At 42.1% G+C, this 21,152-nt stretch carries 21 protein-coding genes; 4 read left to right on the forward strand and 17 right to left on the reverse strand.

Translation table 11 applies throughout. The features are described 5' to 3' along the window. Window position 1: 1 nt before the first annotated feature. The 11 genes from AC2Q9J_RS12910 to AC2Q9J_RS12960 all read right to left on the reverse strand — a co-directional run bounded on the left by AC2Q9J_RS12910 (window position 2) and on the right by AC2Q9J_RS12960 (window position 11,140). Complete coding sequence (locus AC2Q9J_RS12910; protein WP_499040523.1) at window positions 2-2,101, reverse strand: sensor domain-containing protein; 2,100 nt, start codon at window positions 2,099-2,101, stop codon at window positions 2-4. 243 nt (window positions 2,102-2,344) lie between these two features. Then, window positions 2,345-2,932, reverse strand: a complete 588-nt coding sequence (locus AC2Q9J_RS12915; RefSeq protein WP_499040525.1) for a class F sortase — start codon at window positions 2,930-2,932, stop codon at window positions 2,345-2,347. A 31-nt stretch (window positions 2,933-2,963) separates the two neighbouring features. Next, window positions 2,964-3,767, reverse strand: coding sequence for a DUF4397 domain-containing protein (locus AC2Q9J_RS12920; RefSeq protein WP_499040527.1), 804 nt, complete (start codon window positions 3,765-3,767; stop codon window positions 2,964-2,966). Between the two features lie 276 nt (window positions 3,768-4,043). Further along, a complete protein-coding gene (locus tag AC2Q9J_RS12925) occupies window positions 4,044-4,514 on the reverse strand; it encodes a glutathione peroxidase (RefSeq protein ID WP_499040528.1) in 471 nt (156 codons plus the stop codon). 30 nt (window positions 4,515-4,544) lie between these two features. Beyond that, entirely contained in the window at window positions 4,545-4,982 is a 438-nt protein-coding gene (locus AC2Q9J_RS12930; RefSeq protein ID WP_499040530.1) for a MarR family winged helix-turn-helix transcriptional regulator, read from the reverse strand. A gap of 49 nt (window positions 4,983-5,031) precedes the next feature. Further along, window positions 5,032-5,451 carry an organic hydroperoxide resistance protein gene (locus AC2Q9J_RS12935; protein WP_499040532.1) on the reverse strand — a complete coding sequence of 140 codons (420 nt, stop codon included), beginning with the start codon at window positions 5,449-5,451 and terminating at the stop codon, window positions 5,032-5,034. 104 nt (window positions 5,452-5,555) lie between these two features. Next, window positions 5,556-6,212 carry a reverse transcriptase-like protein gene (locus tag AC2Q9J_RS12940; RefSeq protein ID WP_499040534.1) on the reverse strand — a complete coding sequence of 219 codons (657 nt, stop codon included), beginning with the start codon at window positions 6,210-6,212 and terminating at the stop codon, window positions 5,556-5,558. A gap of 154 nt (window positions 6,213-6,366) precedes the next feature. Further along, window positions 6,367-6,528, reverse strand: coding sequence for a hypothetical protein (locus AC2Q9J_RS12945; RefSeq protein WP_499040536.1), 162 nt, complete (start codon window positions 6,526-6,528; stop codon window positions 6,367-6,369). Window positions 6,529-6,534: 6 nt separating this feature from the next. Then, a complete protein-coding gene (locus AC2Q9J_RS12950; protein ID WP_499040537.1) occupies window positions 6,535-7,764 on the reverse strand; it encodes a helix-turn-helix domain-containing protein in 1,230 nt (409 codons plus the stop codon). 91 nt (window positions 7,765-7,855) lie between these two features. Then, a complete protein-coding gene (locus AC2Q9J_RS12955) occupies window positions 7,856-9,124 on the reverse strand; it encodes a S8 family peptidase (protein ID WP_499040539.1) in 1,269 nt (422 codons plus the stop codon). Between the two features lie 579 nt (window positions 9,125-9,703). Beyond that, window positions 9,704-11,140: an amidase gene (locus AC2Q9J_RS12960; protein WP_499040540.1), complete on the reverse strand. Its 1,437-nt coding sequence runs from the start codon at window positions 11,138-11,140 to the stop codon at window positions 9,704-9,706. A 236-nt stretch (window positions 11,141-11,376) separates the two neighbouring features. On the opposite strand from AC2Q9J_RS12960, the gene cysK reads away from it, so the two are divergent. Continuing rightward, the gene (cysK, locus tag AC2Q9J_RS12965) at window positions 11,377-12,297 is read left to right on the forward strand and encodes a cysteine synthase A (protein ID WP_499040541.1); all 921 of its coding nucleotides are present in this window, start codon (window positions 11,377-11,379) and stop codon (window positions 12,295-12,297) included. Window positions 12,298-12,404: 107 nt separating this feature from the next. Here cysK and AC2Q9J_RS12970 read toward each other — a convergent pair whose 3' ends face one another. Then, window positions 12,405-12,686, reverse strand: a complete 282-nt coding sequence (locus AC2Q9J_RS12970; protein ID WP_499040543.1) for a hypothetical protein — start codon at window positions 12,684-12,686, stop codon at window positions 12,405-12,407. A 439-nt stretch (window positions 12,687-13,125) separates the two neighbouring features. On the opposite strand from AC2Q9J_RS12970, the gene AC2Q9J_RS12975 reads away from it, so the two are divergent. After that, complete coding sequence (locus tag AC2Q9J_RS12975; protein ID WP_499040545.1) at window positions 13,126-14,265, forward strand: CapA family protein; 1,140 nt, start codon at window positions 13,126-13,128, stop codon at window positions 14,263-14,265. A 46-nt stretch (window positions 14,266-14,311) separates the two neighbouring features. Then, window positions 14,312-14,941, forward strand: a complete 630-nt coding sequence (locus AC2Q9J_RS12980) for a GyrI-like domain-containing protein (RefSeq protein WP_499040546.1) — start codon at window positions 14,312-14,314, stop codon at window positions 14,939-14,941. A 67-nt stretch (window positions 14,942-15,008) separates the two neighbouring features. On the opposite strand, the gene AC2Q9J_RS12985 is transcribed toward AC2Q9J_RS12980, so the two are convergent. After that, on the reverse strand, window positions 15,009-15,164 hold the full coding sequence (locus AC2Q9J_RS12985) for a hypothetical protein (RefSeq protein WP_499041081.1): 156 nt from the start codon (window positions 15,162-15,164) through the stop codon (window positions 15,009-15,011). A gap of 109 nt (window positions 15,165-15,273) precedes the next feature. Further along, on the reverse strand, window positions 15,274-16,140 hold the full coding sequence (locus tag AC2Q9J_RS12990; RefSeq protein ID WP_499040548.1) for a YitT family protein: 867 nt from the start codon (window positions 16,138-16,140) through the stop codon (window positions 15,274-15,276). Window positions 16,141-16,561: 421 nt separating this feature from the next. On the opposite strand from AC2Q9J_RS12990, the gene AC2Q9J_RS12995 reads away from it, so the two are divergent. Continuing rightward, on the forward strand, window positions 16,562-17,779 hold the full coding sequence (locus tag AC2Q9J_RS12995) for an EAL domain-containing protein (protein ID WP_499040549.1): 1,218 nt from the start codon (window positions 16,562-16,564) through the stop codon (window positions 17,777-17,779). Between the two features lie 265 nt (window positions 17,780-18,044). Here AC2Q9J_RS12995 and AC2Q9J_RS13000 read toward each other — a convergent pair whose 3' ends face one another. From AC2Q9J_RS13000 to AC2Q9J_RS13010, 3 genes are all read right to left on the reverse strand, one after another. Further along, a complete protein-coding gene (locus AC2Q9J_RS13000; protein WP_499040550.1) occupies window positions 18,045-18,920 on the reverse strand; it encodes a PPK2 family polyphosphate kinase in 876 nt (291 codons plus the stop codon). Window positions 18,921-19,023: 103 nt separating this feature from the next. After that, window positions 19,024-19,773 carry a phosphatase PAP2 family protein gene (locus AC2Q9J_RS13005; RefSeq protein WP_499040551.1) on the reverse strand — a complete coding sequence of 250 codons (750 nt, stop codon included), beginning with the start codon at window positions 19,771-19,773 and terminating at the stop codon, window positions 19,024-19,026. A 121-nt stretch (window positions 19,774-19,894) separates the two neighbouring features. After that, complete coding sequence (locus AC2Q9J_RS13010) at window positions 19,895-21,091, reverse strand: M14 family zinc carboxypeptidase (protein ID WP_499040552.1); 1,197 nt, start codon at window positions 21,089-21,091, stop codon at window positions 19,895-19,897. Window positions 21,092-21,152 lie beyond the last annotated feature (61 nt).

Raw genomic sequence — 21,152 nt, forward strand, 5'->3', positions numbered from 1 at the left:
ATTATTTATTCATGGTAAGTAAATCGTGCTGGTCAGCGGACTTGGGACGGCAGAAATAATAACCCTGCCCTTCATTGCAAAGCTCATTAACCAGATAAGAGAGCTGTACGGAATCCTCAATTCCTTCCGCTACCACTTCCAAGCCCAATTTATGCGCCAAAGCAATAATAGTGGACGTGATTGCCTTGCCGCTCAAATCATTATTGATATCCTGAACGAAACTGCGGTCGATTTTCACACGGTCAAACGAGAACTGCCGCAGATAGTTCAACGATGTGAAACCTGTGCCGAAATCGTCGATTGACATCGAAATCCCCAGTGCTTTCAGACTCAGTAGACTTTCTTTCAAAGTTTCTGTATCTTCCAGCAAAATACTCTCGGTGACTTCCAATTCAAGCCACTTAGCTGCCAGCCCCGTCTCTTCGAGAATACTTTTCACTAACTGCACAAAATTCGGATGCTGAAGTTGGATAGTGGAGATATTTACACAAATGCGGAAAGGCGCACAGCCTTGCTCCTGCCACTTTTTTGTCTGGAGACAAGCGGTATAAAGCACCCATTTACCGATTGCTATGATTTGCCCGCTCTCCTCCGATACAGGGATAAAACGGTCAGGCGGCACCATACCGAGTTCTGGATGGTTCCATCTGATCAACGCTTCCATAGCACTTGTTTTTCCAGACTCCAGATCAATAATGGGCTGGTAATGGAGAAGGAATTCATCATTGCGGATGGCTGACTTCAATTCCCTTTCAATGGTCAACTTGTCTGCTGTTTCCTTGTTTAACTCGTGCGAGAATAATGAGCAGCTGTTTTTGCTGTGTTTTTTTGTGTATAGCATAGCCGCTTCTGCCTGCTTGATCAAATTTCCGTTCGCATCATCCGCATAGGCAACACCGATGCTGGCTGTCAGCGACAATTGCTGTCCCATGACTTCAAGCGGTTCGGCCAGCACCTTATTGAGTCTAACTGCACAATCGATTGCCGATTCCGCTGTCGTATCCGGCAGCAGAACGGCAAATTCATCTCCTGCAAAACGGCCGACAGTCGCAGATTCCGCGACGCATTCCACCATCCGCTGGGATGATTGTTTAAGAAAAATATCGCCATGTTCATAACCCAACAAATCATTTATATATTTAAAGCGGTCCAAATTTAAGAAAAGGACTGCAGGTGCTGTATTTGACTCGTGTGATAGTTTCATAGCCTGTTCCAGCCGGTCCTCAAATAATTTCCGATTGGGCAATTTCGTCAAATGGTCGAAAAAGGCCATTTCTTCCAGCAGCTTTTTATGTTCATTCCGGCTGGTTATATCTTTCCCGATTCCATAAACCCCTGTGATTTGTCCGGCTTGCTGCATTGGAAAGTTCGTCACTTCAAGGTTAATCAGCTCTCCATTTTTTCCATATAGGTCGATTTCATATCGATTGGTGTTCCCTTTTAAGGACTCAGCAAAATAATAGAGCGCTTTATCCAAATGTTCAGGTATAATCATCGGCATAAATGACATCTTCATCAATTCCTGGTGAGTATATCCGGATAATTTAAGGGCGCCTGGATTGACATCAATGAAATTCCCTTCCAGATCAAACGAAAAAATAGCATCCGGATTTTCAAAGAAAAGGGAATTATAGCGTTCTTCACTGTCTTTTAAGCGACCCTGTGCAAGCACTTCTTCCGTAATATCCGAAACACTGCCGAGAAAGACTTCCTTTCCGTCTAAAACAGAGGTGGTCGAATGAATTTCCGCATGCAGCAAACTGCCATCTTTTTTTATAACTCTTACACGATATCTTGCTTTTTTTGTAGTTTTATTTGAGAGATCCGAAAATCTTTTCATTACTTTCGGTAAATCTTCAGGATGAATAATATCTGTCAATCCCAGTTTCCCCGATAGAAATTTTTCTTCCGGATACCCGAGCATTTCACATAAGCAATCATTTACATAAATAAATTTTGTTTGGGACATAATATATAAACTTACAGGCACTTTTTGAACGATATATTCAAAGATCGAATCTTCAAAGTGAAAATGATTAGTTGAATCAGAAATCGGATTTCCAGGCATATTTTCTGTTCCAGGCCGATATTTGTCGTTCATTAGTTTGGATCCTCCTAAAGATGAATAGCGGCGAAATATGTCGAAAACCGCAAAAATATATCTATTACCATTAATAATACCAAATGTGGACTAAAGAAAATAGCATATAGTAAAAAAGTTTCTCTATTATAAAAATTAACCAATTATTATTTTAAATATTAAATTTACCAATTCATTTCATACCCACGTTTTTTCCCGTTCAATAAAAAAAGCGTTTTCCAATTTCGGAAAACGCTTAAGCTTCTATTCTTCAACTAATTCTGTATAAACAATCAACCGTTCTTCACGGGTTCCCCGATTATGATCATAATCACCTGAACAGGTAATGAGGACCAATTCCGGGGAAGAGCGATAACCGAAAACCGATTGAACATCGGCAAGCTCTAAGTCAACCGATTCCATGGCGTAGACTCTAAAGATCAATTTTCCGTCTTCACCGTCTACTATTATCTCATTACCGGCTTCCAGCTCTGCCAAATCCCAAAAGATGGCCGGTCCGTTTACGCCGTCTACATGACCGGCAATCACCGCGCGGCCATTTTCGCCAGGTTTATATCCCGGTTCAAACCAGCTGACATCTTCAATTGTATCCGGAACATCCATTTCCCCGTTTTCTTTCGTTCCGAGATGCAGTGTCTTTGCCTCTATTCCTATTGCAGGGATTGAAATTTTTTCGGGTACAATCCCTTCCCGTTTTAAGGCGTTAATAGGATTTTCAACAGGCGTCTTTACTGCCGCATCGGATGCAGTATACTTTCTTTCTGAAGCAAAGCCTACGTCCTTAGATCGAACACTGACTTCATCATCTGATTCCTGGCAACCGGAGAGCAATAATGCCGCTCCGATCAAGAGGAGTGAAAGATCAGTTTTGAAACCGTTTTCTCAAAACTACTCCGCCACCAGCTAAAACTGCAGCCATAGCCGCAATCATCAACATCCAGTTTGACTGGTTCTGTTCTGGAGTGCCAAGCCCTGTAGTAGGCATACCATCAGGAGAAGCAGCCATTTCGTAATCAACCAAAGCGAGTACTTCCAATGAATCAACCGTATTTACTGCAAAGACACTGTAAACAGTTCCAGCTGCCAATTCAGTTCCTTCCAATGGCAATACTTGTGTGCCATCCGGCAGGCGGATTTCCAAATCGTAAGTTCCCGCGTCAACTTCTGCGTAATCTGTAATTCCAGGGAATTCAGCCCCACTGAACAATGCATCTCCGCCAATTATACCCACATCAACAGCTGGTGCATCAGGAGACAAGTGGCCAACCCGGATTTTCGCTTTTCCTTCAGTAACTTCCATTGAATCTTCTGCTACTACGAATTCAAGTGAATCCACTGTGTTTGCCGCTGCGACTGTATAAGCTTTGCCAGCTTCCACGGTAAGATCAGCTTGCAGAACCGCTTCGCCTTCAGCATATTCAGTTCCAGCTGCAAAGACTTCAACATTGTGAGTTCCAGCTGGTACATCAAGATAACCCGAATCCGCTTTAAACGGCACTTCTTCCAAAGTCAAATCGCCATTTACATAAACATCGACTGCCGGTGCATCAGGTGAAGCATGGACCACTCTTAATTTTGCTGTATGACTATCTGCCATAACCCCTGCTGCGAGCAACGAAAATACCAAGGCAAATGCGACTGACATCGAAACGAAAATCTTCTTCAAACTAACCACTCCTTCTCCTGTTTAATTTTTGTATAATTAATATACAACTTATTTATAACCTATACCTTTTTGTAATGCAACTATAAACTCTTCAATTTCAGAATATTTTAATAATAATCTAGTTTTGTAGTAATCCTTTGCTCAAGTAAAATCAAGGAACCTCTCGTAAACCTTGTCCCTGTTGGTGTTGAGCTACTTAGCCAAATCGTCAAATTTATTTCAAGCAAAAAAATAAAACCCAGAAGCAATAAACGCCTCTGGGTTAAAGATTGATATCTATAAGTATTTCTTAATCTCTTGGTCGAAAGATTCGGGTTTGTCTTTTGGTGAAAAACGGGCAACCAGCTTTCCTTCTTTATCAATCAGGAATTTAGTGAAGTTCCATTTGATGCTGCTGCCAAGAATTCCTTTGCTGTTTTCAGTCAGATACTTGAAAAGGGGATCAGCATTCTTCCCATTGACTTTAACCAGGTCGTGCATGGGAAAAGTGACGCCGTAAGTCATTCGGCAGGATTGTTCCGCTTCTTCGGCGCCATCAACTTCCTGGCCGAATTGATCGGATGGGAATCCGAGAACTACAAGCCCGTCATCTTCATATTTCTGATACAGCTTTTCAAGGCCGTCGAATTGATCCCGCAGTCCGCATTTTGTAGCGGTGTTGACAATCAACATTGCTTTACCTTGGTAATCACTTAAAGGATATACGCTTCCATCAGATTTAACAGCTGTAAAATCATAAATGCTCATATCATTTTCACTCCTTAGCCAGTCGGCAGTCTAAAGGTCCATTTCATCGAAAAATGCATTCAATTGCTTTAAATTCTTCATTAACGTCAAAGCATTCACATCAAGGAAGTTGCAGCTGACCAGTTTATCGTAGACTGCCTCGCTGATCGGAGCATGCTCTTTTTCGGCTTTCTCAGTCAATGAAATAATCCATGCACGCCTATCGTCCGGCGACTGTTTTTTTGTCAGCCTTCCCTGCTCAATCATGCGGTTAATGATGGGATTCAAGGTTCCGGTCCCATGTCCCAGACGCAAGCCGATATCCTTCATCACTAAATGATTTTCTTCCCAAAGCACCAAAAGAACAAGGTATTGTGGGAAGGTCAGATTAAATGGTTCAAGTACTCTCGAATACATTTTAGTGAAATTGCTTGATGCTTTATAAACTTCAAAACATAATTGCTGTTCCAGTTTTAAGCCGAGTTCCATTTACATCACGTCCAGTTGTTTATTGGCGGCCTGAGCGATTCTGCCGCTATCAGAGTACGATAACTTCTACATCAACCGAGTCTTTGATCGCTTTTGAATATGGGCAGTATTGATGTGCTTTTTCAACATATTCATGCTTTTTCTCTTCGTCAATTCCTTCGATAGTGACTTCCAGTTTAGCAGCCAATTTAACGCCGCCATTTTCTTTGTCGCCAAGCAGTGAGATGGTCGCTCTTACTTCGCTTTTATCGACTTTAACTTTATCGCGCTCAAGCACCAATTCCAATGCGCTGTTGAAGCAGGCACTATAGCCGGCCGCGAATAATTGTTCAGGGTTTGTAGCAGTAGTGGATTCCCCGCCGAGTGCTGCGGGTTTAGCCACATCCAGGTTAAAGATATTATCTTCCGAATATACTTCTCCTTGTCTGCCGCCTGTATTGATGATCGTAGTTTCATAAAGTGCCTTCATTTCTAAATTCCTCCATTCAATTTGTTCTTTCTCTACCCACTATAATTTACATCGTGCACGATGTAAATTAATACGCTCAGAAATTCTACTTGATTTTAGAAACTTTATACAATGCTTGTGCCGGTTATTTCGATTCCTTTTAAAGCTTGAGTTGCCAGCCTGTCGGCCTCAAAATTTTCTTTTCTTGGTATCAGTTCAAATTCTGCCTGGATTCCCATTCGTTGCAATTTAGTTTCAATACGGTCAGCCCAGCGAACCAATTCAGTTTCGATGACCGGCCACTCACCGCTCATCCCGTTCACAACAACCTTGGAGTCTCCGCTGAATCGAACCGGTATATTTTTGACCTCCAGAAACTCAAGCTCTTGAACGCAGAGATGCAGCGCAGCGTATTCAGCTTCGTTATTGGATACTAATCCGTCAATTTGCGCATTTTGTCTCAGGCGATAAGACTTTCCATTTTGCTCGTAGTAAATTACACAGCCTAACCCTGTATTTCTGTCATCTATATTAAACCCGCCATCAAAGTAAACCTTGATATCATGGGGTTCTGTTTCAATGCTTTTTAAATAGGACTTCATTTCTTTCATAGTCCAGGAACTGTCATCAAATATGTCGATGAACACCAGTTCCCTGACTCTTTTTGTCCGTTCAATATCTTCAGCAATTTGGACACCTTGAGCTGCAGGCATTTCTTCTGAGCGGAAAATTGTTTCCACTCCTTTAGCGGATCGATATTTCCATTCAATTTTAACTTTCATCTACAACTCCTCCTTGTGCGTCCTATTACTACATTATTTCCCATTTCCGATTTACTAAACGGAAGGGAATCTTCAAACTATTATGTTCTGCGTTTTTATCCATACAAAAAAGCTCCCGGGGCCTAGGCCGGGAGCTTTGGAACAATCCGCTATTTTACAGGGGAGGTAAAATAGTCGGGATTGAGCTTTCTTGCACGCCGCCGGAAGCGACGACTGCATCTGAATGATCAACCTGTGAAGCTGTAGGAGCCCACGCTCCCATGGCCATCATGACAGCAGCCAATCCAGTCAATAAAATCAGTTTTCCTTTTTTCATATAAACTCATCCTCCATTTCTATCGTAATAAGATTGATAATACATCGCCTTTTCCCATTGCTTAGCGCTTTTAAAGTGCTCGGCCAATTCCAAGGCGATTTTCTTACTTTCTCTTATGTAACCATGTTTTCTGAAAAATGGGAACATTTTTTCCTCTGAATAAGCCAAAAGGTCTGGTTGGGAAAAATTTCGCTTCTCGAAATAGTTTAAGTATAACAAAAAATATTCATCTTCAGGCCCCGCAGCCAAACTCCGCAATTCGCGTACATAATTCCACGCATCTGCCCCTACTTCCACCGCTGTTTCTATAAGGCTCACAAGCACCGCTTTATAAAAATATGTATCTTTTGGCAGGATCTCATGCAATTCGGTCAGCAAATCAAATGCCTGATTATGATCATGCCGAGTTTTTAGCAATTCCGCAAAATTATACAAAGTCTGATGATATAATTCCTTTTGATCTGTCAATCTGGTATTGCGTTTCAACACTTCAAAAATACCAGCCGCCTGTACCAGCAGGTTACGCCGCATATAATTGATCGCCAGCAGCAGCTGGGCATGGAGCAAGCGGATGTAATTATAATTCAATTTGAAATACTGGACCGACAGTTCAGCGAAATGAGCCGACAACTCATATTTCTCATGCATGATCAGCAAACGTGCTTTTTGATAATAGAATTCCCCTTCGAATTTTTGTGGAATGCTTTGGATCCCGCCGTCGAGTGAATTGACGTATTCCATTGCCAATTCCTTTTTATTTGCCATGGTATAGTACAGTGATAAAAAAAGCTGGTGCATCCAGGCTTCAGCCTCTGTAAAGGAATTTTTCATCCGTTCCAGCATAGCTTTTTGCCGGTCAGCACGGATTTGATCTTTTATGTATAGATAATAACGGAACTTATATAACTCATATTGATTCACCAGATCCGTTGACTGTATGTAATCATTATCCAGCTGCAGCTTTTCGTATTGCTGTTCCATTTCCTCCAGATCGTAATGCAAAGAGCAAGTAACAAAATCATTCAACTGGCGTTCCAGCCGGCTTCTTTTCGCTATTTCTTTTTTCCATTGGACCCCCATTTTAAGGAGCAGTGCTTCAATCGTCGATTCATGTGGAGTATAGGTATTCGATTCAATTTTACTGAGATGGGATATAGAGCAGATGCCATCAGCCAATTGGGATTGCGTCATATTGTTTTTGGAGCGGTAATACTTTATTACAGAACCAATATTCATAGCCTCACCCTTCTTTCAGATTAATTAAATAATACCATATAAAAACAGCCCCGGCTGAAAGCCGGAACTGCTCTTGCTGTTGGATTGCTGATTATTGCACAGTGGCAAAGCCGAAACCTGATGCATAATCGTCGCCATAACCGGCACCAGAACCGGAAAGAATATCATTCTCATATGCGCGGTATTGTAATTCGCCTCGCACATCAACATTTGAAGCTGAAGGGTATTGCGCCCAAATTTTTGCAGCTAAACCTGCAGCATGCGGTGATGCCATTGAAGTTCCGCTGATTGTAGCGTAGCCGCCATCGTACCAAGTGGAATAGATCGCCGCTCCTGGAGCTGAGATTTCCACATCACCTTTTTGGATAACATAATCTCCGTCAGTACGGCTATAGCCGCGTGAAGAGAAGTCCGCTACACGGTAAGTTCCGTTTTGAACCGTATTTTCAAGAGCTGCTACGGCTACTGCGTTAACAACTGCACCAGGATAGCCGATCGATCCTTGGTAAGGACCTGAGTTTCCTGCTGCCGCAATCACAAGAACGCCTTTATTGTATGCGTAGTTTACCGCGTTTGTGATCAAGCTGCTTTCACCCGAAGAACCGAGAGACATATTGATGACTACTTTTGTTCTTAAAGCCGAAGCCTGGTCGCCTGCATGGCGGATTGCCGCTGCGATATCATCCGCGTAACCAGATCCATCATCACCCAATACTTTATATGCCCAAAGGTCAGCATCCGGTGCTACACCGTAAACGCCGCTGCCGTTGCCGCCGTCAGCCAAAGCCGATCCAGCCACGTGCGTGCCATGTCCCTGGCGGTCTGTACAGCTATTGTTCGTATATGTTGTACCTACTGTGAAATCTTTGCATTGCTCAACATTATTGCGCAGATCAGGATGGTTCGTATTGACTCCAGTATCAAGCACTGCGATGTTTATACCGGCACCGCCGCTCGTTTTAGTAATACTGCTATTATTATAAATTGCTTTAATGCCCCATGGAGTCGATTGTGAAGCTGCCATTGCGGAATACTTTGCTTCCGGCTGATCCGTTGCAGTTGCAATCTCCAATTCGGGAACTTTTTCTACTGAAATGTTCTTGTTTTTTTGCAAAGCGTTGAATTGTTTTTCATTCATATCGGTGGTAAAGCCTTCATCAGCAAAATCCCAATGAACTCCGTATTGCTCTTTAACGTTATTCAGGTTTTTCTGATTGCCTGAGTCAACCAGTACCCGGAATTTTTCATTGCCGTTTCCGTTGGCCGCTGAATTATCCTCATTGGCGCTTACTCCCATAGAAGGCACCATTAAAGTGACTGCCAACATTGCTGTTGTTAAAATCTTTCCTGATCTCTTCATAAATCAATCTCCTTATCCCAAATATTTTTTATGGCATTTTCTGGCGATGCAGCGTCCCGCAATCTCCTTGCCACACATCTAACGTTAGCAGAAGAATCACATATGCGTAATTGGGAAAAAAATTGTCGAATCTTGGCTTTTATTCGTAATCGGGACTTATTTATAGGTAATTAAACCTTATTTGAATTTTCAGGGTTATACAATAGAAAAAACTCTTTTCTAGTAAGAATGTGAGTTATTCGAAAAGCACTGGGAACTTTGTTACAGTAGTAAAGTTCTCTTATATACCCTTAGACATAAACTACATAGGTATTCATCGATTTTTATGCTGCAAAACACAGGAGGCTAAACTTGAAAAACGCTTTAATTATCTACCTTATTGGCGCGGTCATATTAGTGGCCGTTGCAATTTATTCATTTGTTCAGTTTTTGAGCACTTAATATCCTCATTCTCCATCCTTGAATCACCTTCAGAATAATTTCTGGGGGTGATTCTTTTCTGTATTCCATTGAAATATAAGTGTTTGAAAATAATAAAACCTGCATCCCTTGAAAAAAGGTGCAGGTTTTTGGTTTCTACTATAAGACAGCCCGTTTATATGTTCCAAAATGTTGTTCCAGCCATTCACCCAATTGGAACAGCGCTTCTTCATTGCCATTGCGGCTGATCAACTGGATTCCGATCGGCAAGCCTTTATCATCGTAACCAAGCGGTATTGTCAAAGAAGGCAGGCCCCATGTATTAGCGTAAGCGACATACGGCATATATTGGCGGAAGGTTTTTCGTATCGAGAATATTTCACGGTAAACAATACCATGTTTCGGTGCTGTTTTATGATAGACCGGCATAATAAGAATCCGTTCTTTCAGGTAATGCTCCAGAATATGATCGCCATGCTGTATAAATTCATGGATTTTTTCTAAACGCTTGTCGCTTGGTTTAAATAATGAAGCGCCGATTAAAGCCCATGACAAATAACGATGCACTTCCGAATTGCCTGTCAGGCGTTCTTTAAAATAAGAGTTATATAAATTCTGCTGATTGCCTCCATAAGCTTCTGTCTTTGCATCCGCCGCTCCGCCAATCGACATAATTTCCTGCCATACCGTCGCTGAATCCCCAAAATACGGCGGCAGTTCCCTTTCTGATTCAAATCCCGGTGAAACTTGCTGAAAAACGGCATCAAGCAATTTTCTGGTATGATCAGCCAGCGGATAATTCGAATCTGGGAGAACATTGATCGTAAAGCTATCGATGTTTCTATAAACAGCGGAGTTCTTCGCAACAATATTGTATATTAGCCTCGCGTCTTTTACACTTTTTGTAATTGGACCGATTCCAAGCATTCTTTCTTGAAGATCCTCTTTTACTTCAGGATAGCTTCCGTCCTGCGAAACCTGGCCTTTTCCTGATTTAAATCCGACTACGCCATTGAAATGACTGGGAAAACGGATGGAACCGCCAATATCAGAGCCAAGCCCCGCTGCTGCACCGCCCATGGCTATAAGTGCCGCTTCTCCGCCGCTTGAACCACCGGCTGTCCGTCGCAGATCATGCGGATTATTTGTTCTGCCGTAAAGTTTATTGTCGGTTTCCTGGCAAAAACACAGTTCCGGTGTGTTGCTTTTCCCTAAAATAACGGCACCTTCCGCCCGAAGCCTGCTCACCACTTCTGCGTCTTTGGCCATCTTCTTCTCTTTTCTTCGCAGCAATCCGCCAGTTGTTTTCATGCCACTGACATCGAAAGCTTCTTTCATACTGATCGGAACACCCAATAACGCGCCTTGTATTTCCCCATTTGCAATCTGACGGTCGGCGTTATCAGCTTCCAGCAATGCGTCTTTGAAACGATTTTCAACCAGGCAATTCACCTCTGGATTCATTTTTTTCAAATGCTCTATATAGATTTCCAGGGCTTTACGGGAAGAAATTTTCTTATCTTTTATTAATTGCGCCAACTCAAGGGCATCCATGTCCAGAACCATAGAATCCACCAATTCAGGAGTATTGATCATATTAAGCGCCTCCGATTCATTTATTGAATCTAGTATACTATTAATTAACAAATAAAGGTATATTAATTAATCAAAAGTCACAATCTTTTATTTTTATATAGGTCTAATTTCTATAATCACTGAATTCATATACATTAATCCTCTTTTTAAACCATAGGATTTGTCGGGTTTAGTGAAGGTATACTACAATTAAATGATTCCAGGCTTATAAAACATAGGAGAGGTTGTTTGAAATTATGAAACCAGTAGATAATATTACTGATTTAATCGGCGATACGCCGGTCGTGAAATTAAATCGAATAGTGCCGGCCGGTGCCGCCGATGTTTATGTGAAATTGGAAATGTTCAATCCTTCCAAAAGCGTCAAGGACCGCGCAGCCTTTAATATGATCAAAAATGCGGAAGAACAAGGCATTATTGGAGAAGGTGCCACAATCATCGAGCCGACGAGCGGCAATACCGGCATCGGGCTCGCTATGGTCGCAGCCGCCAAGGGATACCGTGCCATTCTGGTTCTTCCAGACAATGCCACAAAAGAACGCATCAACTTATTGAAAGCTTTTGGCGCTGAAGTCGTTCTGACACCGGATCATGAAAAAATGCCGGGTGCGATAAAAAAGGCATTGGAATTAAAAGAGGAGATTCCAAACAGTTTCATCCCGCAGCAATTTGAGAATCAGTCGAATCCCGATATTCACCGCACAACCACTGCACTCGAAATTTTAGATCAAATGGACGGCAAGCTCGATGCTTTTGTCGCTTCAGCAGGAACTGGCGGAACAATTACCGGAACTGGGGAAGCACTGAAAGAAAAGCTTCCAGATCTTTATATAGCTGTTGTTGAACCTAAAGGCTCCCCTGTCTTATCAGGAGGCAAACCAGGCAAACATAAATTGGTTGGGACGAGCCCTGGTTTTATTCCCGACATTCTTAACACTAAAATCTACGACGAAATTTTTGCCATTGAAGACGAAGATGCCATCAATATATTCCGGCGAGTTGCACGTGAAGAAGGAATTTTCGTCGGTCCATCCGCTGGCGCCACCATTTATGCTGCAATCGAAATTGCAAAACGGCTCGGCACAGGAAAGAAGGTTCTGTGCATAGCACCGGATACAGGTGAGCGTTACCTGAGCATGAACTTATTCGAAGAATAGACTAAAAGATTCCACATATTATAGAAGAAAAAATAAGAATGCCGAAACCTGAATGAGGTTTCGGCATTCTTTGTGTTCATATTAAATAACGGCGTAAGCATGAATGCTTATGGAGAAGTTATGAATTTCACATGTTCATAAGTGAGCAATTTTTTGAACTTCGCTTTTTCATCGTCATCTTTGATAAGTTTATCGACATTATTAGGCAATCCCAAATAACGTGTCACTTTTCGGTTATTCCAGATAAGGTGATTATAACGGAAATCGTCTTCCAATTCAGCGAACCATTGGTCTTTCTTCAAAAGATCGATGTTCTTTTCCAACCGTTTCCTCGGCGTGAAAAAATAAGACGATACTTCAACTGCCATCTCCAGAACAAATTCCACCAATTTCCTCACCCCTCCACCTGTTTCTACCATTAAATATTCCCTATCCATAATTATTTCAAGTATACTCTATTTTCAAAAAAATGGAACTCATTCTCCTAAATTCTTTCTATTTTAAGAGTCTTATACATAAGTATAAGGTTTTACTTAGATAGCAAAGCTTTTTTATTCTAAAAACTGACAATTACTCGAGAGAATTTTACGACTTCATGAATACCTTTTACCGATTATAAGCATTAATGTCTATTTATTACATCGGTTAATTATTTTATTGAATAAAAAGAACTAGTCAATACAACACTTATGTTGTAGGATGTTATTAAAGATTTATTCGAATTTTATTATTTTATTAATATTTTATTCTTCCCTGCTCAATTAACACAATTAAGAAAACTTCTATATGCCTTACTAACCATATCCAGTGATTTTTGGGGGGATCGTGATGAAGCTAATTCGCTGTTTTATCTATATTTCTGTATTGCTGAGTGTATTGCTGCTTGCGGGCTGCATAGCTACAAAGATTCCCGCTGCGCCAGTTTCAGCTGACACTTTTTTTGAGGCAAGGAAAACAACTCCTGCTATTCCTGGTTTTTCACGCACCCGAACCGCATCTTTATCAGCCGTGGGTGACATTTTGATTCACAGTACAGTATATAATTCAGCAAAAACCGAAAACGGATATGATTTTGTTCCAATGTTCGAGAAAGTTAAACCTTATCTGGAAAAATCTGATATCACTGTTGCCAATTCGGAAAGCATTATCGGGGGCGCCGGCATTGGATTATCCAGCTATCCTTCATTCAACAGTCCTTTTGAAGTTGGTGACGCTCTGAAAAACGCCGGTGTTGATGTTGTCGCAATGGCGAATAACCACACGCTCGACAGGGGAATTTCCGCCATTGAAAACGCCGCCAGTTATTGGGACGCAATCGGCATGATGCGGACAGGATCTTACCTTTCTGAGGAAGAACGCGATCAAATACCCGTCATGACAGTGAATGACATTACATTCTCTTTTTTATCTTATACGTATGGAACGAATGGTGTACCGACTCCCGTCGGCAAGGATTATCTGGTTAATCGAATTGATAAGGAATTGATCAAATCAGATTTGCAGCATGCAGCCGATCATTCTGAAGTTGTTGTGCTCAACTTGCATTTCGGTGATGAATACCAGCCTCTCCCTAACAATTACCAGAAGGATATTGCCCAATTTGCTGCAGAAAATGGCGCTGATATCATTCTGGGCCATCACCCACATGTTCTGCAGCCACCAGAATGGATAGATACGTCTGATGGCCGACGGGTATTCGTCATTTACTCACTGGGCAACTTCCTATCAGGACAAAATCAGATACCTAGACAGATCGGCACGATCTTTTCAATTGAAGTTGAAAAGAAAGTCGGACCGGATTCATCTGAACTCACATTGAAGAATCCTGCCTTTACCAATACTTTTGTTAAAAACAAAGATTATAGCTGGTTTGAAATCGACTTGCTAAAAAATGTCCATCCGGATTTGAATGAAGAAGTAAAATCCCATTTATCAACATGGATCAGTGATTTGGAGTTTATCGAATGAATCGGAAGAGTCTGCTGAAAATCAGAAAGAAAAAAGGGGGTATTTTATGAAACACGAATGGCGAAAAGCTGAAAAGGAATTGTATCTGCCGCAATCTTCCCCGGTTTTGGTTCAAATTCCGAAGCAGCGCTTTTTCACCATTCACGGAAAAGGAAATCCGAATGGGGAAGAATTTGCGAAACGAGTGGAAGTTCTTTATTCACTGGCTTATGCCATCCGCATGATGCCCAAGAATGGTTTCATCCCTCCTGGTTATTATGACTATACGGTTTATCCGCTGGAAGCGGTTTGGAGTTTGACTGATAAAGGGAAGAAGATGGATACGCTTGATAAAAATGAATTTCTATATACATTAATGATTCGACAGCCTGATTTTGCAGACAATGGCACGATACTTAAAGCGTATGAAATCGCCGGCCGTAAAAAGCCGGATGAGTTATTGAATGAAGTGATGTTTGAAGAAATTGAGGAAGGTATGGCAGTGCAAATTCTGCACGTCGGCACATATGATGAAGAACCCAGGTCATTTGAAAAGATAGATCGCTTTCTCGAAGAAAACGATTATCAGCGCCGCAATAAAAAACATCGTGAAATCTATCTGAACGATTTCCGCAAAACGGCACCAGCCCAATTAAGAACAGTTCTGCGCTGCCAGATAGAAAAAATCATGCCTTAAAAAAAGCCAGGTCAACTTTGACTTGGCTTTCCCCCTCATTAGAGCTTCCATAAACAAGCGACCCGAATTACTTCAATTTCGGTTTGCCGCTGAAGAACCCTATTCCTCCGCCCAAAATAACACCAATCGCAATTCCAATAGCCAAATTATCCATCGCCGATCCAATGACTATTCCAAGTGCGATTCCTACACCCATACCAAGCGTTGTATTAGATTTTCCCACTATAAAATCCTCCTTAAATTACTCAATACACTATTTACGCAACGACCCATGGAAAGTTTCTGTTTTATTTCCTTTTTCTTATCTGAACAAAGAAAAAGCCGCTGCTGCATTAAGCAGAGCGGCTTTCCCCAGCCATGCCGGGTGACTTTCTAAAGTTATCATCTTTTCGGAAATTGCCCATGACTTCCATCGTTTCATTAATGCTGACAAATGCGTGAGGATCAATCGACTTAATCAATGGACGCACAAATGCCAATTCGTAACGAGAAATTACCGTATAGAGCACTTTGACTTTATTTCCTGAATAAGCACCTTCCCCATCCGTTACGGTGATGCCCCGGTAAAGACTTTCGAGCAATTTATTCTTAACTTCATCACCTTTTCCGGTGACAACCATAAGACTGAGCTTGATATGGCGCGTATGGATCCGGTCAACAACAAGACCCGTGATATAGATGGACGCCATCGTATACATGGCCAGTTCCCATGAGAAGATGAACCCCGAAATGAACACGACCATACTGTTCAGTGAAAAGACCATGAATCCGAGCGGTATATCCCGCTTCATCGTCAATAGCAGCCCGACAACATCAAAGCCTCCTGTCGATCCATAAAAGCGAATAATGAAACCGACCCCTACACCAACAAGCACACCGCCGAATACCGAAGATAACAAAGCGTCTTCCGTCACTTTCATGACTGGAATGTAAAGCATAGAAATCGAAGTGACAGCTACCGAATAGATGCTGTTTGCGATAAACAGTTTGCCCAGCTTCATCCATCCAAGAATCAGGATCGGGATGTTCAAAATGATCAGCCAGATTCCCGCATTGACAGGTGTCATCAAACTGAAAATCATCGCTACCCCTGTAATCCCGCCTGACAGGATTTCATGCGGCAATAAAAACATATTGAATGCAAATCCGAGTAAAACGGATCCAAAAAAAATAATAAGAGCACTATAAACTTTATCCATATAAATCCCTCGTTCCTTTAGTAAAATCAATGCCAACTAAAAACCAACAAAAAAAAGCCGCCTTGGTGCATGCAGACTCTTTGCAAGAGAATAATCCTCATCACTTTCTTGGCACAATGTTTCAAATTATAGGCAAAGCTCACCAGCTTTGCAAGCTTTACCGTTCAAACTTTTCCACCTAATTTCAGAGAATGGTTTTGCAGGGCAATTAGACTTAAGGAGTTTCCAGTTAAGAGGTTTAAAACTGCTTCATTGCAGGAAATATTGCCTCCAGTACAGAATAGGATTTATATGGCAGATTAAATATACAAGCAGTTCCCACATTCTGTTTATACTAAAAATACAGTTAAAGCAGCTCTGAATGCTTATAACTTCATTTTTTTAAAAAAGCGCCCATATAGAGCCAAAGGAGGCGAATGACATGGACCCATTGCTGGTTCTTGAAAATCTGCATAACGTAAAACCGGTATTCCAGCCGATTGTCAGTGCTGTCAAACATACCATTATCGGATATGAAGTACGGGGCAGGTTCAAACATAATGATGAGTGGCGAAGCCTTGGTGAATTTTTTCAAAACCCCGATGTGCCGGATGATTTCAAGGTAGAAGTTGATACCCACCTGCTAAAATTGGCAATGGCGGAAATGCTTGATAATGGCAACGGCTGCAGGCTTTTTCTCTATCGGGATGCCAAGCAATTGCTGCATAACGGCGGTGAGGAATTCATCAGCACACTGCAGGAATTTGAAGCAAAAGGATTTTCCCTTACGAGGATCGTTTTAGAAATCACAGAGCACGCATTCGAAGAAGATTTCGAATCGCTAAACCACCTCCTGATGTATTACAAAACCTACGGTATTCAAATAGCCGTAGACCATGTCGGGGCCAAGAGTTCCAATATTGACCGCATACGTCAATTGAAACCGGATATTCTAAAAATTGATACCACAGTCATCCGGACCAACAGGCCGGATGTGTTCCAGGATATTGTCTATTCCCTTTCCCTGTTAGCACGCCGTATAGGCGCCAAACTGTCCTATGAACATATCGAAGACGATTATCAGCTTCAATTCGCATGGAAACACGGCGGCCATTATTACCAGGGATACTATTTAGCAAAGCCTGCTTTCAACCTCCTGTCCAATAATTCACTGCAGGTAAATGTAGGTGAAAGTATACAAAATTTCATTGACATGGAAAAATCTCTACTGGCAAAATGCCTTGAGTTTTCAAGTAAATGCGAAGATATATTAAAGAAAACCGCCCCAAGATGGGCTGGTCCAGAAGGGGCAGACGACTTTTTGAAACTATTGGGCAAACCTTTCGACCGTGAAAGTTTCCGCATGTATATTTGCAATTCAAATGGGCAGCAAATTTCCTCCAATTACCAAAAGCGGAGCGGCCAATGGCAAATTGAAACAGATCACAACGGTTCCCAATGGGCTTTTCGCCCTTTTTTCCTCGACAATATAATGCGAATGAAAAAATGGTCCCGTGGAACTTTGTCTGATACGTATTCTGATATAGAGACCGGTGATATTGTCCGTACTTTCAGCTACCCTTTGTCTGCAGACAGTTTTCTTTTTATCGATATCAGCAGCGGTTTCCTGTATGACAATGATTACTTGCTGCGCCAATAATCAAGTGGTTTATTGTTTCCTGCCCTGAGGGTAAAGAGTAATTATCAGCCAAGAAGGTGGGATCATTATGCGCATGTCTTGTATGGGAAGCTTAATCATATCCATAGTCCTATCCATAATCCTGACGATTATACTAAACCTGTTGTTCTTCTAGAACAGCGGAAAACATTAACTTTATATTCCTTGCAATATCAGATGCAAAATATTTTCAGTATGGAAAAGGCTGACCGGGGCGTTCCCCGGTCAGCCTTTTTTGGATTTGCATCTATTCTTTTTCTTCACCTTCTGCTTCAAGCTTCTTGATATACTCATTAAGCTTATCCTGTTCTTCATCACTGATTACAGGAAATTGCGGATCGAGTTCCGATAAAAGATTATTCATGACTTCCGCAATTATATAACGTGAAAATTGTTCATTATCAGCAGGCAGCACATACCACGGCGCGTACTCCGTCGAGGTATGGTTGAGCATATCTTCGAAGATTTTCTGATAATCATCCCAATGCTCTCGTTCCTCTACATCACTGAACGAGAACTCCCAGTTTTTCTGTGGATCTTTCATTCGCTCCAGTAGTCGTTTACGCTGTTCTTCTTTGGAGACGTTAAAGAAAAACTTCACTACGGGAAATCCATTTTCACTCAAATATCGTTCAAAATCATTAATTTGGCGAAAACGCGTATCCCATATTTTTTCGTCTATGAGTTCATCGGGCAATGGCTCTTCTTCAAGAAGGTCATGAACTCTCGGAGCGATAACTTCCTCATAATGGGAACGATTCAAAATTCCGATTTCCCCTCTGGCTGGCAAGCCATCATGGATACGCCAAAGGTAATCATGTCCCAGTTCAGTTTCAGAAGGTTTTCCGAGTGTCAAAGTCTTCAAGCCCTGGGCATTCAAATTTGAAAATATATATGATATCGCTTCGTCTTTGCCTGCTGCGTCCATCGCCTGAAGAACAACCAGAATTCCTTTTTCTTCTTCTGCGTTCAGCTTCAAATGCAAATCCTTTAATCTCTGAACTGCTTCCGGAATCAATTCGTTTTCAAGCTCTTCAAGATCATATTCCTTATTATCAGAAGTCCCAAAGCCTTTCAGCTTTATTTTTTCATCCGGTTTGATCCGGTATTTGCCGATATTCATCTTTAAGCCCCCATCCTGGTTACTGTTATTGAAATGACGTACGCACGTTTCGATTCCCGCCCCATTATCGGAGCAACTATATTCAATCAATCCTGATGTTCCCTTATTTTTTCACTGATCTGACTTTATCTTTTGTCATGCGTAAACCAGATTTCAGCATATTCCTCAACCCTTTGACTGGTCTGATATGGCTGCCGGTTTGCCAGGAAATCCATTCCAGAGCTGTCAGGCAAAGGAGAAGCCATATGATGCCGGCTATGTAGCCTGCCGCGACATCACTTGGATAATGGGCGCCGAGATAGATCCGGCTAGTGCCGATCAATACTACCAACACTGCGAGGCTTATGGATACTGCCCATTTAATCCACTCTTTTTGAGGTCCTCTGATAATCAGAAACATGACGAAGCCATAGAAGATAAGCGAACCCATTGAATGTCCGCTTGGAAAACTGAAGCCAACCGCATCAATTTCTTCATTGATCGACGGCCGTTCCCTGCCGTAAAAATGTTTCAGAAGAGTAGTCAGCAAGCCGCCGCCACCAACTGCTATGATGAAGATCAGCGCTCCCCATCTGTCTTTGCCTTTGAACCATAAAGCCAAAATGACGATTATTGAAAGAGCCCCCAAAAACCAAACTGATCCCAGTTCAGTGATAAATACCATTATAAAATCCATTGTTTGGCTTTGATTCACCAGTATAAGACTTATGACGAAGCTGTCGAATAAACCGAATTCCTGGTTCATCACCTCTTCTGCCAGCTCTGCAAACAAAACGATAAATAGGCCGGCGATTGCCAATCCGCTTAACAGCAACAGCAGCGCTATGCCGACTTTCGTATTTTCTTTAACCACCAAATCGCTCCTCGCCCTCTTTTTATATCCTCTTATACCCGGATTTCGGTAGCGATAGTCGTTTATTCAGCTGAAATCGAAAAAGCTGCCGATATAAATCGGCAGCTTTTTCATGAAATGTTTAATTGGTTGGACGATATGCTGTCAACGGAATATCCTCGTAATCTTCCGGATTCAATTCCGCTACAGAACCATCAGCAACCCCTTCAATGATTGCAGAAAGACCTCGTTCGACTGATTTTGATAATTGGCCTTTTTCTTTCTGGCCCATCATTTGCGTTTGTCCTCTGACTTCAAACAGAACAGTACCACTGCCATTCAGTGCATAAGAGCCAAGTGCAGTGCCTGGAAGATCAAGCCCTTGTGAGTAAAGCGAGATATTCGTGAATTTCGACTGTCCATAAGACTGCAATTCGTTATAAGCTAGCAGGTTTAATTGGCGTGAAAAATCGTAGTCATAAGTGTCCGCGTATTCAGCGTATTTTGCGCCTTCAGGCGAGTTTGGATCCGGAACGAATTGGGCTGATAAGGACAATGTCACCGGATCTGGCGTGCCATCGACGTAATAGAGTCCTTGGTGATGAAGGTCGACAAACACATCAACATTGCCAAATTCATCCTGCAGGGATTTATAGACGTCACGGGAAGTTTGCGACTCTGGAGTGATGAACCAGCCTGGCTGATCCGAAGCACCAGGGAAATCCGCAGCTTCCGGCACATAATCCAAATCAGGGTTGAAATCCCGGTTTACATCAAAGCCTGGATTGGCAGCATAATCATAACTTTGACTGACGCCGCGGTCATAATAATTCCAGGACGGTGATGCCCCGGATAATTGTGGATATGCATCCACTACGTCTGACCAGGTCATGCTATTCCGTCGTTTATCCGCTTCAGAAGCATCCGGATTCATCATCGGCATGAAGACGATTGTCACTTCCTCAAGAAGCTCTTTGGTTTGTTTGGAATTAGTGGAAAGGCTCTTCAGCAAGTCCAGGATTGCGACTGTTCCCGTTTTCTCATTACCGTGGATTTCGCTTTGGATCAACAGTACCTTATCGCCTGTACCCACTCTTGCTGTATAGATGTCGAGGCCATTAAAGGACTGCCCCGCCACTTCCACTTGAACTGCGCCTTTGCTTTTTGCTTCCAGCTGCAGCAAAGTTTTGGTCAATTCCGCATGATCGATGAATCCTGAAATTCCGTAATCATGATGATGCGTATCCGGTTTCGCTTCATTTTCAACAGCGTAAACCGGCATCGCCAGTGCTGTGCATAATCCCAAAACACCCAATGTACTCGCCCAATTCTTTTTCAATAAAATCCGCTCCTTTTCCGATTTTATAATTTACCCGCCAGTGAACTTTTATGACTCCTTT

It is taken from the genome of Planococcus sp. RAB007_Raresut, assembly GCF_057369535.1.